The following is a 15328-nucleotide window of genomic DNA, read 5'->3' as shown; positions in this document are numbered from 1 at the left end:
CCCGTCGGCTCCGGCCGGGGCGCCCGCGCCGTCGGCCGCTCCTGCGGTGATCCGCCGCACCGTCTCGGCGAGCAGGCGCGAGATGCGCGGCCCGGCCTCCCGGCCCGCCTCGAGCACCTCCTCGTGGCTGAGCGCCTCCCCGGAGATGCCCGCGGCGAGGTTCGTCACCAGCGAGATGCCCAGCACGTCCAGGCCGGCCTCGCGAGCGGCGATCGCCTCGAGCGCGGTGGACATCCCGACCAGGTGCGCGCCGAGGGTCCTCGCCATCTGCACCTCGGCCGGCGTCTCGTAGGCGGGGCCGGAGAACTGCATGTACACGCCCTCGTCGAGGGAGGGGTCGACCTCCTTCGCGATCGCGCGCAGCGCCGGGGTGTACAGATCGGTGAGGTCCACGAAGTTCGCGCCCACCAGCGGGGTCGCGCCGGTGAAGTTGATCTGGTCGCGGATCAGCACCGGCGTGCCCGGACGCCAGGACGGGTCGATGCCGCCGCAGCCGTTGGTCAGCACCATCGTGCGCGCGCCCGTCGCGGCGGCGGTGCGCACGCCGTGCACGACCGCGTCCACGCCCGCGCCCTCGTAGAAGTGGGTGCGGGCCCCGAGCACGAGCGCCCGCGCGCCGGTGCCCTCCACGCGGATCGAGCGCAGCGTGCCGACGTGGCCGGCGACGGCCGGCGGGCGGAAGCCGGGGATGGAGGTCGCGTCAGCCTGCCAGACGGTCTCGCCGAGGAGGTCCGCGGCCCCGGCCCAGCCCGAGCCGAGCACCAGCGCGAGGTCGTGGGCGGGGACGGAGCTGGCCTCGGCGATCGCGGCGGCGGCGTCGCGGGCGAGCTGGTACGGATCGGTGCTCGATGCAGTCATGGACCGAAGGTAGCGCAGGGACGGGGCACGACGAAGCCCCACGGCGCATGCTCCCGGAATCGGCCCCTGACGTCACAGGTCATGCCACGATGGCGGGGTGAGCGATCCGAGTACCGCCCTGCCGCCCGACCCCCGCCGGGTGCCCCGCAGCGACGACGACGTCCAAGTGGTGATCATCGGCGGAGGGCCCGGCGGCTACGAGGCCGCGCTGACCGCGGCGCGCCACGGCGCCCGCACCACCCTCGTCGCCGATCGCGGCGTCGGCGGTGCGGCCGTGCTCACCGACGTGGTGCCGTCCAAGACCCTCATCGCGACCGCCGAGGTGCTCGACCTCGTCGCCGGCTCCCGGGAGCTCGGGATCCGGGACGCCGACGACGGCGCCGCCCCCACCGCCGAGACCCTCGACGTCGACCTCGACGCGGTCAACACGCGCGTGCGCCGACTCGCCGACGCCCAGTCCGCCGACATCCGCCAGAGTCTCGTCGCGGCCGGGGTCGAGGTGCTCGACGGGCGCGGCCGCCTCGACGGCCCCGACCGGGTCGAGGTGAGCGGCGCCGACGGGAAGACTCGCGTGCTGGAGGCCGACGTGATCCTCCTGTCCGTCGGCGCCCGCCCCCGGGAGCTCGGGACCGCACCCTTCGACGGCGAGCGGATCCTGAACTGGACCCAGCTGTACTCGCTGCAGGAGCTGCCCGAGCACCTGATCGTGGTCGGCTCGGGCGTGACCGGCGCCGAGTTCGCCAGCGCCTACCGCGCCCTCGGCAGCGAGGTCACCCTCGTCTCCTCGCGCGAGAAGGTGCTGCCGGGCACCGACGCCGACGCCGCCGACGTGCTCGAGGACGCCTTCGCGCGCCGCGGCGTCACCGTCCGCTCCCGCTCCCGGGCCGCCGGGGCGCGGCGCACGGCCGACGGGGTCGTCGTCACCCTCACCTCGGGAGAGGAGATCGAGGGCAGCCACGCGCTGATGGCCCTCGGCGGGATCCCCTGGACCTCGGACCTGGGACTGTTCACGGCGGGGGTGCGGGTGCGCGAGAGCGGCCACATCGAGACCGACCGGGTCTCGCGCACCTCCGTGCGGGGCATCTACGCCGCGGGGGACTGCACCGGCGTGTACCCGCTCGCCTCGGTCGCGGCGATGCAGGGACGGATCGCGATGCACCACGCCCTCGGCGAGGCGGTCTCCCCGCTGATCGCCGCGCAGGTCTCCTCCGCGATCTTCACCAGCCCCGAGATCGCGGTGGTCGGAGTGAGCGAGCAGGAGGTCGCCTCCGGCCAGGTGCGGGCCGAGGTGCTGATGCTGGGCCTGGAGACGAACCCGCGCGCGAAGATGCAGGGCATCGACGAGGGCTTCGTGAAGCTGCTGGTGCGCCCCGACTCCCACACGGTGCTCGGCGCCGTGGTGGTCGCGCCGCGGGCGAGCGAGCTGATCCTGCCCTACACCCTCGCCGTCGCCCATCGCCTGACCGCGGAGCAGCTCGCGGGCACCTCCACCGTCTATCCCTCTCTGACCGGCTCCCTCGCCGAGGTGGCGCGGCAGAAGGTGCTGGCCGGCGGCAGCGCTTGAGCCCACCAGGGCAGGGCGCAGCGCACACCGATGCGCCCTGAGCCCACCGGGGCTGGGCGCGGCGCACACAAAAGCGCTCCGGGCGTGACCTCAACGCCTCTACGGTGGTGAGGTCACGCCCGGAGCGCAGAATTGTGCGGGGGCGGGCCGGTGGCGCCCGAGCCGGATCAGTCCTCGATCGAGCAGAGCACCGCGCCGGCGGAGACGGTCGCGCCGATCTCGGCGTTCAGGCCCTTGACCACGCCGGAGCGGGAGGCGGTGATGGGCTGCTCCATCTTCATCGCCTCGAGCACCACCAGCACATCGCCGTCGGCGACGGTCTGGCCCTCCTCGACGGCGACCTTCACGATCGTGCCCTGCATCGGCGCGGTCACGCCGTTGCCGCCCGCGGCGCCCTCGCCGGCACCGCGGTGCTGGCGCTTGCGGCGCTGGCGCACCGCGGCCTGCGGGGCGCGCAGGGAGGCGGGCAGGCTGATCTCGACGCGGCGCCCGTCGACCTCGACGACCACGGACTCGCGGTCCTCGGGCTCCTCCGGCTGCGCCGGCAGCGGCGCGGCGGGCAGGTCGCCGGTGAACTCGGTCTCGATCCAGGTGGTGTGCACCGAGAAGGGCTCCTCGGCGTCCTCCGGGGTGAACGCCGGGTCCTCCATCACCGCGCGATGGAAGGGCAGCACGGTGGGGATGCCGTCGATGCGGAACTCGGCCAGGGCGCGGCGGGAGCGCTCGATCGCCTCCTGCCGGGTCGCGCCGGTGACGACGAGCTTGGCGAGCATCGAGTCGAAGGCGCCGGAGACCTCGTCGCCGGCGCGCACGCCCGACTCGATCCGCACGCCCGGGCCCGAGGGCACGTCGTAGCGCTGGATGCGGCCCGGGGCGGGCATGAAGCCGCGGCCGGGGTCCTCGCCGTTGATGCGGAACTCGAAGGAGTGGCCGCGCGTGACGGGGTCCTCCTCGCTGACCCGCTCCCCGGCGGCGATGCGCAGCTGCTCGCGCACGAGGTCCACGCCCGCGACCTCCTCGGTCACGGGGTGCTCGACCTGGAGGCGGGTGTTGACCTCGAGGAAGGAGATGGTGCCGTCCTTGCCAACGAGGAACTCGCAGGTGCCGGCGCCGACGTACCCGGCCTCGCGCAGGATCGCCTTGGAGGCGGAGACCAGCTGGGCGCGCTGCTGGGAGGTGAGGAAGGGCGCGGGCGCCTCCTCGACGAGCTTCTGGTGGCGGCGCTGCAGGGAGCAGTCACGGGTGGAGACGACCTGCACGTTGCCGTGCATGTCGGCCAGGCACTGGGTCTCGACGTGGCGGGGCGAGTCGAGGAACTGCTCCACGAAGCACTCGCCGCGGCCGAAGGCGGCGACGGCCTCGCGCACCGCGGAGTCGAACAGCTCGCGCACCTCGGACTCCTCGCGGGCGACCTTCAGACCGCGCCCGCCGCCGCCGAAGGCCGCCTTGATCGCGATCGGCAGGCCGTGCTCGCGGGCGAAGTCGACGACCTCGTCGGAGTTCTTGACCGGGTCCTTGGTGCCGGCGACCAGCGGGGCCCCGGCCTTCTGGGCGATGTGGCGGGCGGAGACCTTGTCGCCCAGCTTCTCGATCGCCTCGGGCGGCGGGCCGATCCAGGTCAGGCCCGCGTCGATCACGGCCTGGGCGAAGTCGGCGCGCTCGGAGAGGAAGCCGTAGCCGGGGTGGATCGCATCGGCGCCGGAGCGCTTGGCGATGTCCAGGATCTTGTCGACGACGAGGTACGAGCTCGCCGCAGTGCTGCCGCCGAGCGCGTACGCCTCGTCGGCGATCACGGTGTGCAGCGCATCGCGGTCCGGGTCGGCGTACACGGCGATCGACCGGAGGCCGGCGTCCTTGCAGGCCCGGGCGACGCGCACCGCGATCTCCCCACGGTTGGCGATGAGCACCGTGGACAGGGGGCGGGGCTTGGCGGGTCGAGGGGCCATGAGGCGGAGGTTCCTTCCGGGGAGTGCAGCAGAGGTCGAGTGTAGTACCGCGGACCCTCAGGGAGCGGCAAGCCGTGACCGGTCGGGCACGTCGGGGACGGGCGCGGGTTCGTCCTCCGGCGCGGACCCCTGAGCGGAGCCGTCGTCGACCGGTGTCCACAGCTCGTGGATCCCCAGGCCGATGTCGGCGAGCAGACGGCGCAGCAGCGGCAGCGAGAGCCCCACCACCGCGTGCGGGTCCCCCTCGACGGACTCGACGAAGGGGCCGCCGCGGCCGTCGATCGTGAAGCCGCCGGCGACGCCGAGCGGCTCGCCGGTGGCGACATAGGCGTCGATCTCCTCGTCGGAGAGGTCCGCGAAGGTCAGGGCGCAGGACGCGGTCGCGCCGAAGGTCGCCCGGGTGCCGCCGTCCTCCGGATCGCGGTCGTCCACGATCCAGTGGCCCGAGTGCAGCACCCCGGTCCGTCCCCGCATCGCGCGCCAGCGCGCCGCAGCCCGTGCCGGCTCGTGGGGCTTGCCCACGACCTCGCCGTCGATCTCCAGCATCGAGTCGCCGCCGAGCACCACGTAGCCGCCCTCACTGCGCGCGGTCGCCGCGAGCGCCTTCTCACGGGCCAGCAGCAGCACCTCCTCGGCAGGGGCGAGCGGGGCGTCGCCGGCGGCCTCGCGGGCCGCGGCGAGGATCCCGTCCTCGTCGAGGTCGACAGGCAGGGTCCGGTGCTCGATGCCGGCCGCGGCGAGGGTCGCGCGGCGTCCGGCGGAGGCGGAGGCCAGCAGGAGCAGCGGCTCGTGCTCCTCCACGCCGGCCGACGGGTCGAGCATCGGGTCAGCGCTCGGAGCGTTCGCCGCTCCGGCCGACGGGTCGTGCGCGGCGGCGCTCACAGCGCACCCTCCAGCACCGACAGGGGCAGGCTGCCCAGCTCGAGCGCGCGGCGGTGGAAGTCCCGCACCGCGGCGGGGGAGGAGTCCGCCGCGGTGGCGCGCTCGCGCAGCTGCTCCCAGGTGCGCTGGCCGAGCTTGTAGGAGGGGGCCTGGCCGGGCCAGCCCAGATAGCGGTTCAGCTCGAAGCGGCGCTCGGCCTCCTCCACGCCCCAGTTCTCGGTCATGAACTCCCAGGCGGTGCGCTCGTCCCAGGCGCCGCCGTCGGCGCCCGGCAGGCCGGTCGGCATCGCAAGGCCCAGGTGCAGGCCGATGTCGAGCACCACGCGCCCGGCGCGCAGGCGCTGGGCGTCCAGCATGCCCATCCGGTCGCCGTCGTCCTCGAGATAGCCCAGCTGCTCCATAAGCCGCTCGGCGTACAGCGCCCAGCCCTCGCCGTGCCCGGAGACCCAGCAGAGCATCGCGCGCCAGCGGTTCAGGGTGTCGGCCTGGAGGGTCTGGATGCCCACTTGCAGGTGATGGCCGGGCACGCCCTCGTGGTAGACGGTCGTGGTCTGCTCCCAGGTGCGGAACTCCTCGGTCCCGGCCGGGACGTCCCACCACATGCGGCCGGGCCTGGTGAGGTCCTCGCTGGGGCCCGTGTAGTAGATGCCGCCGGAGCCGGTGCGGGCGATGCGGCACTCGAGGCGGTGCAGCGGCTCGGGGATGTCGAAGTGGGTGCCGGCGAGGTCGCGGATCGCGGAGTCGGAGAGCTGCTGCATCCACTCCTGCAGGGTGTCGGTGCCGTGCAGCAGCCGGGCCGGGTCGGCGCTGAGCGCCTGCCTCGCGGCGGCGACGGAGCTGCCGCCGCCGGTGGCGTAGCGCTCGTTCAGCCGCGCGGCGACCTGCTCCTGCTCGGCGATGATCGCGCGCAGCTCCTCCACGCCCCAGGCGTAGGTCTCCTCGAGGTCGATCTCGGTGCCGAGGAAGGTGCGGGAGTGGAGCTGGTAGGCGTCCCGGCCCACCGCGTCGGCCTCCGGCGCCAGCGGCACCAGCGACTCGAGCACGCCCGCGATCTCGCGATAGGCGGTGCGGGCCTGTTCGGCCGACGCGCGCACCTGCGCCTTCTGCGCCTCGGTGCCGACGGCCTCGCCCGCGAAGGCGTCGAAGAAGCCGCCGTCGGCCGCGTAGCCGCGCGCCTGCTCCGCACCGAGCAGCAGCTGGCGGCGCGCCGAGACGGTGCCGGCGGCCGCGGCCTCGCGCAGGGACTCGGCCCAGCTGCCGAGCGCACGGGGGAAGCCGGCCATCCGCTCGGCGAGCACCTCCCAGTCCTCGGCGGTGTCGGTGGGCATCTGGTCGAGCACGTCGCGGGACTGCAGCACCGAGGCGAGGTTGTTGACGGCGGCGATGTCCAGGCGCTGCTCGGCGCGCTCGAGGTCGAGGCCGAGCCGCTCGGAGAGGGCGGCGCGGGTCACGGCGTCGACGTCATCGGCGTCGGGCACCTCGGCGATCGCGGCGAGCAGCTCGCGGGCGAGGTCCTCCCGTGCGGCGACCGCGGCGGGGGAGTAGTCGGTCACCTCGCCGTCGTGCCCGGCGATGCCGAGCTCGGTGGCGAGGAAGGGGTCCGCCGCCGCGAGACGGTCGACATAGCCGTCCGCGAGGGCGTCCAGGGCGGAGGGGGTGCGGGCCGGGGTCGGGGAGGACATGTGCCGCAGTCTAGGTCGTGCGGAAGGGCTCCCGGGCCCCGGCCGGCAGGACGGCGGTCCGGGCCGACCGGCGAGGTCGCCGGGTCAGCGGTCGGTGAAGGTCCAGCAGGTGCTGGAGGGGCGCATCCGCTCGGTGTGGCCGCCCACATGGGTGTGCACCGGGGAGCTCCAGGCGCTCGCCCCGCCGATGCCGTCGGCCAGGGAGCGCTCCTGCGCCTCGAGCCGGCTGGTGACGCTCATCGCGGAGACGACCACGGCGATCGCGGCGAGCTCGTCGGGCGCGAGCCGGCCCGCGACCAGGCGCACGTCGGACGGGGTGACTGCGCTGCCGGACGCCCCGGCGCCCTGCGCGGCCTCGGCCGCGCTCGCGGCGGTCCTCGTCCCGGCGCTCACAGCGGGATGTTCCCGTGCTTCTTGGTGGGCAGCGAGTCGCGCTTGGTGCGCAGCGCGCGCAGCGCCCGGGTGATCTCGACGCGGGTCTCGGCCGGGCGGATGACCCCGTCGATCCAGCCGCGCTCGGCCGCGGTGTATGGGGTCGCGAACTGCTCCTCGTACTCGGCCTCGTAGCGCCGGCGCTCGGCGGCGACGTCCCCGCCCTCCTCGGCGACCCGCTTCAGGTCGCCGCGGTGGAGGATGTTCACCGCGCCCTGGGATCCCATCACCGCGATCTGCGCGGTGGGCCAGGCGAGGTTGATGTCCGCGCCGAGCTCCTTGGAACCCATCACGATGTAGGCGCCGCCGTAGGCCTTGCGGGTGATCACGGTGATCAGCGGCACCGTCGCCTCGGCGTAGGCGTACAGCAGCTTCGCGCCGCGACGGATGATGCCGCCGTACTCCTGGTCGGTGCCGGGCAGGAAGCCGGGCACGTCCACGAAGGTCAGCACCGGGATGTTGTTCGCGTCGCACAGGCGCACGAAGCGGGCCGCCTTCTCGGAGGCGTCGATGTCGAGGGTGCCGGCCAGGTGCGAGGGCTGGTTGGCGATGATGCCGACGCTGTGCCCCTCGATGCGGCCGAAGCCCACCATCACGTTGCGCGCGAACAGCGGCTGCACCTCGAGGAACTCCTCGTCGTCGAGCACCGTGCGCAGCACCGTGAGCATGTCGTAGGGCTGGTTGGGGGAGTCCGGCACGAGGGAGTCGAGCGCGGCGTCCGCCGCGTTCGGGCTCTCCTCGACCTGCACAGGGAAGACCGGGGCGGGGGTGAGGGTGTTGGCCGGCAGGTAGCTGAGCAGGTCCTTGACGTACTCGATCGCCTCGGCCTCGTCCGGCGCCATGTAGTGGGCCACGCCCGAGCGGCTGGAGTGGGTGCGCGCACCGCCGAGCTCCTCGAAGCCGACGTCCTCGCCGGTGACCGTGCGGATCACGTCGGGGCCGGTGATGAACATGTGGGAGGTCTTCTCGACCATCACGATGATGTCGGTCAGCGCGGGGGAGTACACGGCGCCGCCCGCGGCCGGGCCCATGATCAGGGAGATCTGCGGGATGACGCCCGAGGCGCGGGTGTTGCGCTTGAAGATCCCGGCGAACATCGCCAGCGACGCGACGCCCTCCTGGATGCGGGCGCCGCCGCCGTCGAGGATCCCGATGATCGGCACGCCCGTGCGCAGGGCGAGGTCCTGGACCTTCTGGATCTTGCGGCCGTGGGCCTCGCCGAGCGAGCCGCCGAAGACGGTGAAGTCCTGCGAGTACACGCACACCTGGCGGCCGTCGATGGTGCCGTAGCCGGTGACGATGCCGTCGCCGTCGGGGCGCTTGGCGTCGATGCCGAAGCTGCTGGCCTGATGGCGCACGAAGCGGTCGGTCTCCACGAACGAGCCGTCGTCCAGGAGGTCCGCGATCCGCTCGCGGGCGGTCTTCTTGCCCCGCGCATGCTGCTTCTGGACGGCGAGATCGTCCGCGGCGGAGACCGCCGCGGCATCGCGCTCGCGCAGGTCCTCGAGTCGCTGTGCGGTGGTGAGCGGCCGCGGGGCGTCGGTCACGGGACCTCCTGCGACGGCCCTGCGGCCGCCTGAAGCTGTGGGGGATTCGAACACCGGGATACTACGCTACGCGGGTCCGACGGCGGCCGACCCCGGCCGGGGCGGCACGCCCGGCGCGGAGCGTCCGTCCACGCCGCTCCCAGGAACGATGCAGTGGGCGGCGCGAGGATGGAGCGATCCGTCACGCAGGTCTCGCAGGAGGAGGAGCGCATGGACGTCCCGGCACTGCCCGACACCTCCGCGGAGGGGACGGGCGCTGCGTCGCCGCGGATCCACCGCCTGGGCGCGGTCCGCTCGACCCAGGACGAGGCCACCGCGCTCCTGCGCGCCGGGGACGCGCCGCCCTTCGCCGTCACCGCGACGCGGCAGACCTCCGGGCGAGGCCGCCTCGGCCGCGCCTTCGCGAGCCCGGACGGGGCGAGCCTCGCCCTCACCTACGCCCATCGCACGTCCCTCGCCCCCGCCCGGCGCGGCTGGTTCCCGCTGGCCGCGGGGCTCGCCGCCGTCGCCGCCCTCGAGCGAGCGGTCCCCGCCGCGGCCGGCGAGCAGCGGATCGGCCTGAAATGGCCCAACGACCTCCACACCGCCGACGGCCGCAAGCTCGGCGGGATCCTCGTCGAGGCGCGCGGCGAGGACCTGATGCTCGGCATCGGACTGAACCTTCGCGGCCCGGTCCTGGACGAGGACGGCGAGCCGGTGCCCGGCGCCGCCTGGCTGCGCGGGGAGGCCGGCCTCCGCCCCGATGCCGGCCCGGCGGAGGACCGGGGGCTGCGGGAGGCGCTCGAGGAGGCGCTCGTCGCCGCGCTCGGCGAGGAGCTCGCTGCGCTCGAGTCCGCCCAGGGGGATGGTGACGCGGTCGGCACCCGGGACCGCTACACTATGACCTGCCTCACACTGGGGCGGACGGTGAGGGTCGACCCCCTGGGGGAGGCCGCGGGGGGAGCGGACGGCGACCCTGCCCTGCGCGGCACCGTCCTGGACGTCGACGAGCACGGGCGACTCGTGCTCGACCGCGCGGACGGGGAGGGGCGGATCGCCGTCGACGTCGGCGACGTGCGGCATCTGCGGCCCGCGGCGCCCTGACCCCGCGGTCCGGGCACGACCCCACCGCACCGACCACGAGCACACGAGCAGGAGCAGGCATGGAGAAGCCGGGCATTGGGAAGCGAGGGACCGCGCTGTGACCGACGGGATGGACGAGCGAGGGGAGCGCGAGGCGCTCGAGGGTGCGGACGGCGCCCGCGAGACCCGCATCCCCACCGGGACCGTCGACGTGGTGTCCTCGCAGACGCAGGAGCTCCCGGACCTCTCCGCGGAGGACGCGGAGCTCACCGCCCTCGACGAGCAGGAGATCCTCGACCTCAACCGCCGCTTCTCCTCCGTGCGTCGCAGCGTCGGCGCGCTCGAGAAGGTGCTCCTGCAGGGGCCGCGCAAGTACTCGCGCCGAGACCTCGCCGAGCAGCACGGGATCGCCGAGCGCCTCACCTCCGTGTACTGGCGCTCCCTCGGCTTCACGCCCGTGGACGAGGACACCGTGGTGTTCACCGACGAGGACGCCCAGGCGATCGGCGACCTCGCCGCGATCGTCGAGGACGGGGTGCTCTCCGAGCGCGCCTTCGCGAGCATCTCCCGCGGCATGGGCTTCCACATGGGACGCCTCGCGATGTGGATCACCGAGGCGCTGGTCGACGAGGCCAAGCACGCCGACGGGCTCGACGACGCCCGGGCCCGCCAGCAGATGCTCGACGAGATCCCCGAGCTGCTGGAGACCTTCGAGTCCCAGGTCATGTTCACCTTCCGGCGCCAGCTCGCCGCCTACGCCGCCCGCGCCGGCAGCGAGGTGCTCCACCGCGACACCGACGAGCTGTTCCCCCTGCACCGGGCCGTCGGCTTCGCGGATCTCGTCCAGTTCACGCGCCTGGCCCAGGACATGCCCGGCACGCAGCTCGCCGACATGGTGGGTCGCTTCGAGTCGCTCAGCCGCGACATCATCTCCGTCGGCGGCGGACGGGTGGTCAAGACCGTCGGCGACGAGATCATGTTCCTGGCCGACACGCCGGAGGACGGCGCCCAGATCGCGGTCAGCCTCTCCGAGACCATCGGCGCCGATCCCGACCTCCCGCCCGTGCGGGTCGGCCTCTCCTGGGGCTCGATGTTCTCCCGCTACGGGGACGTGTTCGGACCCACCGTCAACCTCGCCGCCCGGATGGAGTCCGTCGCCCGGCCGGGGGCGGTGCTCGTGGACTCCGACACCGCCTCCGCGATCGCGAAGGCGCTGCCCGGCGGCTTCGTCCTCGGGGAGGGCGAGGAGGTCGACCTCCACGGCATCGGCACGGTCCGGGTGCACGAGATGAGCCGCGACGGCTCCGCCCCCCTGGATCTCGGGCTCTGAGGCGGGACGTACTATGGCTGACGTGACACGACTGCTTCTCGTCGAGGACGACTCGGCCATCGCTGAACCGCTCTCCCGGGCCCTGGACCGGGAGGGATACACCGTCACGCGCGCCTCCCGAGGGATGGACGCGCTCGGGATCGCCGCCGGACCGGACCCGATCGACCTGGTCATCCTGGATCTGGGCCTGCCCGATCTCGACGGCCTCGAGGTCGCTCGGCGCCTGCGCAAGGGCGGGCTCGAGTCGCCGATCCTGATCCTCACCGCCCGGGCCGACGAGGTCGACGCGGTGGTGGGCCTGGACGCGGGAGCCGACGACTACGTCACCAAGCCCTTCCGCCTCGGTGAGCTGCAGGCGCGGATCCGCGCCCTCATGCGGCGCTCGCAGGCGACCGAGGAGTCCGGCGACAACTACGACGTCAACGGCGTCACCCTCGACGTCTCCGCCCGTCGCGCCTATGCCGACGGGGAGGAGCTCAGCCTCTCCGCGAAGGAGTACGACCTGCTCACCGTGCTCGTGCGCGAGTCCGGCAGCGTGGTCACCCGCGACGACCTCATGCGCGAGGTCTGGGGCGCGGAGTGGTGGGGCTCCACCAAGACGCTCGACATGCACATCTCGTGGCTGCGCCGCAAGCTGGGTGACGACGCCACGGACCCCCGGCGGATCACCACGGTGAGGGGAGTCGGCTTCCGCTTCGAGACCGGCACGGAGAGCTGACCCGTGCGGCAGCGCGTGCTGCAGGCCACCATCATCACGGTGGTCCTCGTCGTGCTGATGCTCGGCATCCCGCTGGGCATCTCGTGGCTGCAGCTGGCGAACCAGAACATCGCCAACCAGGCGAACCTGATCCTGGACCGGGTGCGCATCGACACCGAGACCCGCCTCCAGGAGGACGGGACCATCGACGAGGCGCTCCTGCAGCGACGGGTCGACGAGCAGACCGATCTCAACATCGCCGTCACCGTCGTCTTCGAGGGGGAGACCACCACAGCCGGCGATCCTCCCGGCGACGACCCGGTCAAGCGGAGCACCACCGGTGCCTCGGGGCAGCTGATCACCGTGTTCATCCCGAAGTCCGACGTGCGGGCCCACACCGCGAGCGCCTGGGTGCTGATCACGGTCGCCGGCCTGTCGGCCCTCTCGATCGGCGTCTCGGTCGCGCTGTGGCAGGCGCAGCGCATCTCCCTGCCGCTGGCGAGGCTGTCGAGGCGCGCCGAGGAGATGGGCTCCGGCCGCGCCCGCGGCCCCTGGCAGCCCTCCGGCATCGCGGAGATCGACGAGGTCGCGATCGAGCTCGCCCGCTCCGGCGCGATGCTCAACGAGCGCCTCGAGGCGGAGTCCCGCCTCGCCTCCGACGCCTCCCACCAGCTGCGCACCCCGCTGACCGCGCTTTCGATGCGTCTGGACGAGATCCTCGCGACCAGCACCGAGGAGTGGGTGCGCGACGAGGCCCGGATCTCGCTCGAGCAGATCGACCGCCTCACCGAGGTGGTCCACGACCTGATCAACGCTCCCCGCTCCTCCCAGCGACGCACCCCCGGCGTGGTCGAGCTCGGCACCGTGCTCACCCAGCAGAGCGAGGAGTGGTCCCCGGCCTACCGCCGCGCCGGCCGCGAGCTGCACATCCAGGTGCCGCGCAGCGCCGCCGTGTGGGGCTCGACCGGTCCGCTCACCCAGGTCATCGCGACCCTCATCGAGAACGCGCTCACCCACGGCGGCGGGCGCACCTCCGTGAAGGTGCGGCGCAACGATCACTCCACCGTCGTGGAGGTCACCGACGAGGGCGGAGGCATCGACCCCGAGCTCGGCGCACGGATCTTCGAGCGCTCGGTCTCCGGCCGCTCCTCGGGTGGCACCGGGGTCGGCCTCGCCCTCGCCCGCACCCTCGTCGAGGACGACGGCGGCCGCCTCGAGCTGCTCACCGAGAACCCCGCCACCTTCGGCGTCTTCCTGATCTCCGCTCCCGGCGAGGAGCCGGGGGACGATCACGGGGCGCAGTCCGGCGGAGAGTCGGGCGGCCGTGAGAAGGAGTCGGGCCGCCGTGAGAAGGCCGGGCGACGTCCCCGCGGCCAGCGCGCGGACATGACCCCCAGCGGCGTCTCCGGCGGCCGCCATGCCGCCGGCGGCGACGACCTCGACTCCCTCCCGCAGGGGTCCGTGGTGCGGCGCCGCCCCCGGACCCGCGCCTGACCTCAGTACACTGGCGGACGTGTCTTCGACCCCGCCCCGCCCCGCTCAGCCCGCCGCTCTCGAGGAAGCTCCCACCCGTCGGATCGGGGTGGTCGGAGCAGGTCAGCTGGCCCGCATGATGCTCGGCCCCGCGATCGAGCTGGGCCTCGACCTCGAGGTGCTCGCGACCGCTCCGGACGAGAGCGCCGCCGCCGTCGCCGCGACCGTGCGGCTGGGCCGGCACGACGACGAGCAGGCGGTGCGCGGCCTCGCCGACGGCGTTGACGCGCTCACCTTCGACCACGAGCACGTGCCCACCGTGATCCTCGAGGGGATCGCGGGGGAGGGGCTCGCCGCCGTGCGCCCCGGACCCGGCGCTCTCGTCCACGCCCAGGACAAGCTCGTCATGCGTGAGCGGCTCACCGCGCTCGGACACCCCTGCCCCCGCTGGTGGCGGATCGGGAGCCTCACCGCGCTCGAGCAGGCGCTCGCCGAGGCCGGCGGCCGGCTCGTGGTGAAGACGCCGCGCGGCGGCTACGACGCCCACGGGGTGAGGATCGTCTCGGTCGCCGAGGAGGCCGCGGACTGGCTCGAGACGCACGGCGAGCTGCTCGCCGAGGAGCTCGTCCCCTTCACCCGCGAGCTCTCCGCCCAGGTCGCGCGCCGGCCCGGGGGAGAGGCGAGCGCCTATCCCGTGGTGCAGTCGCTCCAGAAGGACGGGGTCTGCTACGAGGTCGTCGCCCCCGCGCCCGGGCTCGACGAGGCCGCCCAGCAGCGCATCCAGGCCCTCGCCCTCGCGATCGCCGAGGACCTCGACGTCACCGGGATGCTCGCCGTGGAGCTCTTCGAGACGGCCGACGGACGGGTGCTCGTCAACGAGCTCGCCATGCGCCCCCACAACACCGGACACTGGTCCATGGACGGCGCCGTCACCGGCCAGTTCGAGCAGCACCTCCGCGCCGTCGCCGACCTGCCTCTCGGCGCGACCGCGCCGCTCGCCCCCGTGGCCGTGATGGTCAACCTCCTCGGCGGCGACGCCGAGGACCTCGCCCCCGGCACCGCCGCGGCCCTCGCCGAGGAGCCGCGTCTGAAGGTCCACCTGTACGGCAAGTCGGTGCGCCCCGGCCGCAAGATCGGCCACGTCACCCTCCTCGGCGACGACGCCGAGGACCTGCTCGCGCGCGCCCACCGCGCCGAGCGCCTGATCATCGACGGCCCGGGCGCGGCCGCCGAGCCCACCGCCCCGACCCGAGAGGGAGACCCCCGATGACCGCCGACGCCGCACCCCGCCCCCTGGTCGGGATCGTGATGGGCTCCGACTCCGACTACCCGGTGATGCGCGCCGCGGAGGAGGCGCTCGCCGAGTTCGGGATCGAGGTGGAGGTCGACGTGGTCTCCGCCCACCGCATGCCCGAGGACATGGTCGCCTACGGCCGCGGCGCCGCCGAGCGCGGCCTGCGCGCGCTGATCGCCGGCGCCGGCGGCGCCGCGCACCTCCCCGGCATGCTCGCCTCCCTCACCCCGCTGCCCGTGATCGGCGTGCCGGTGCCGCTGAAGCACCTCGACGGCATGGACTCCCTGCTCTCCATCGTGCAGATGCCGGCCGGGGTGCCGGTCGCGACCGTGTCCATCGGCGGGGCCCGCAACGCCGGGCTGCTCGCCGCGCGGATCCTCGCCGCGGGCGGGGACGAGCACGCGGCGCAGCTGCGCGAGCGGATGGTCGCCTTCCAGGAGGAGCTGCGCGGCCTGGCGATGGCCAAGGGCGAGGCGCTGCGCGCCTCGAGGTGAGCACCGCGGGCCGCTGATCGGCGGCCCCACGACGAACGGCGGGCCGGGCGAGAGATCGCCCGGCCCG

13 protein-coding genes are annotated in these 15328 nt (G+C 74.0%); 7 read left to right on the top strand and 6 right to left on the bottom strand.

Features of this window, described 5'->3' with window-relative positions; all coding sequences use genetic code 11:
* A partial coding sequence (locus HMPREF3159_RS06550; protein ID WP_070500211.1) for a purine-nucleoside phosphorylase occupies positions 1-858 on the bottom strand: 858 nt, incomplete at its 3' end.
* A 97-nt stretch (positions 859-955) separates the two neighbouring features.
* Here HMPREF3159_RS06550 and HMPREF3159_RS06545 point away from each other — a divergent pair.
* The gene (locus HMPREF3159_RS06545; RefSeq protein ID WP_083305833.1) at positions 956-2422 is read left to right on the top strand and encodes an NAD(P)H-quinone dehydrogenase; all 1467 of its coding nucleotides are present in this window, start codon (positions 956-958) and stop codon (positions 2420-2422) included.
* Between the two features lie 167 nt (positions 2423-2589).
* Here the strand turns inward: HMPREF3159_RS06545 and HMPREF3159_RS06540 are convergent, their stop codons facing one another.
* From HMPREF3159_RS06540 to HMPREF3159_RS06520, 5 genes are all read right to left on the bottom strand, one after another.
* Positions 2590-4368, bottom strand: a complete 1779-nt coding sequence (locus HMPREF3159_RS06540; RefSeq protein WP_070500210.1) for an acetyl/propionyl/methylcrotonyl-CoA carboxylase subunit alpha — start codon at positions 4366-4368, stop codon at positions 2590-2592.
* Between the two features lie 57 nt (positions 4369-4425).
* Entirely contained in the window at positions 4426-5190 is a 765-nt protein-coding gene (locus tag HMPREF3159_RS06535) for a Maf family protein (protein WP_083305835.1), read from the bottom strand.
* Positions 5191-5246: 56 nt separating this feature from the next.
* Positions 5247-6932 carry a DUF885 domain-containing protein gene (locus tag HMPREF3159_RS06530; RefSeq protein WP_070500208.1) on the bottom strand — a complete coding sequence of 562 codons (1686 nt, stop codon included), beginning with the start codon at positions 6930-6932 and terminating at the stop codon, positions 5247-5249.
* 84 nt (positions 6933-7016) lie between these two features.
* The gene (locus HMPREF3159_RS06525) at positions 7017-7325 is read right to left on the bottom strand and encodes an acyl-CoA carboxylase epsilon subunit (RefSeq protein WP_070500207.1); all 309 of its coding nucleotides are present in this window, start codon (positions 7323-7325) and stop codon (positions 7017-7019) included.
* Positions 7322-8911 carry an acyl-CoA carboxylase subunit beta gene (locus tag HMPREF3159_RS06520; protein WP_070500206.1) on the bottom strand — a complete coding sequence of 530 codons (1590 nt, stop codon included), beginning with the start codon at positions 8909-8911 and terminating at the stop codon, positions 7322-7324. The genes HMPREF3159_RS06525 and HMPREF3159_RS06520 overlap by 4 nt, the downstream gene beginning before the upstream one ends.
* 210 nt (positions 8912-9121) lie before the next feature.
* On the opposite strand from HMPREF3159_RS06520, the gene HMPREF3159_RS06515 reads away from it, so the two are divergent.
* The 6 genes from HMPREF3159_RS06515 (at position 9122) to purE (ending at position 15261) form a co-directional block, all read left to right on the top strand.
* Positions 9122-9994 (top strand): biotin--[acetyl-CoA-carboxylase] ligase, encoded by an 873-nt coding sequence (locus HMPREF3159_RS06515; RefSeq protein ID WP_246821518.1) that lies wholly within the window; start codon positions 9122-9124, stop codon positions 9992-9994.
* A 97-nt stretch (positions 9995-10091) separates the two neighbouring features.
* Positions 10092-11303 (top strand): adenylate/guanylate cyclase domain-containing protein, encoded by a 1212-nt coding sequence (locus HMPREF3159_RS06510; RefSeq protein ID WP_246821516.1) that lies wholly within the window; start codon positions 10092-10094, stop codon positions 11301-11303.
* Between the two features lie 22 nt (positions 11304-11325).
* Positions 11326-12021, top strand: a complete 696-nt coding sequence (locus HMPREF3159_RS06505; protein ID WP_029360261.1) for a response regulator transcription factor — start codon at positions 11326-11328, stop codon at positions 12019-12021.
* Between the two features lie 3 nt (positions 12022-12024).
* Positions 12025-13494, top strand: a complete 1470-nt coding sequence (locus HMPREF3159_RS06500) for an ATP-binding protein (protein ID WP_070500205.1) — start codon at positions 12025-12027, stop codon at positions 13492-13494.
* A gap of 19 nt (positions 13495-13513) precedes the next feature.
* The gene (locus tag HMPREF3159_RS06495) at positions 13514-14743 is read left to right on the top strand and encodes a 5-(carboxyamino)imidazole ribonucleotide synthase (protein WP_070500204.1); all 1230 of its coding nucleotides are present in this window, start codon (positions 13514-13516) and stop codon (positions 14741-14743) included.
* Positions 14740-15261 carry a 5-(carboxyamino)imidazole ribonucleotide mutase gene (gene purE, locus HMPREF3159_RS06490; RefSeq protein WP_070500203.1) on the top strand — a complete coding sequence of 174 codons (522 nt, stop codon included), beginning with the start codon at positions 14740-14742 and terminating at the stop codon, positions 15259-15261. The genes HMPREF3159_RS06495 and purE overlap by 4 nt, the downstream gene beginning before the upstream one ends.
* The last annotated feature ends 67 nt before the right edge of the window (positions 15262-15328 follow it).

Origin of the sequence: Brachybacterium sp. HMSC06H03 (genome assembly GCF_001807385.1) — a bacterium.
Lineage (GTDB): Bacteria > Actinomycetota > Actinomycetes > Actinomycetales > Dermabacteraceae > Brachybacterium > Brachybacterium conglomeratum.
The sequence above is the reverse complement of the archived record's forward strand: the minus strand, read 5'-3'. Positions and strand labels throughout refer to the sequence as shown.

Bases quoted from the DNA above. Each gene is read 5' to 3' on its own strand.
- HMPREF3159_RS06530 (WP_070500208.1), bottom strand. From the start codon at position 6,932: ATGTCCTCCCCGACCCCGGCCCGCACCCCCTCCGCCCTGGACGCCCTC.
- HMPREF3159_RS06515 (WP_246821518.1), top strand. From the start codon at position 9,122: ATGGACGTCCCGGCACTGCCCGACACCTCCGCGGAGGGGACGGGCGCT.
- HMPREF3159_RS06540 (WP_070500210.1), bottom strand. From the start codon at position 4,368: ATGGCCCCTCGACCCGCCAAGCCCCGCCCCCTGTCCACGGTGCTCATC.
- purE (WP_070500203.1), top strand. From the start codon at position 14,740: ATGACCGCCGACGCCGCACCCCGCCCCCTGGTCGGGATCGTGATGGGC.
- HMPREF3159_RS06535 (WP_083305835.1), bottom strand. From the start codon at position 5,190: ATGCTCGACCCGTCGGCCGGCGTGGAGGAGCACGAGCCGCTGCTCCTG.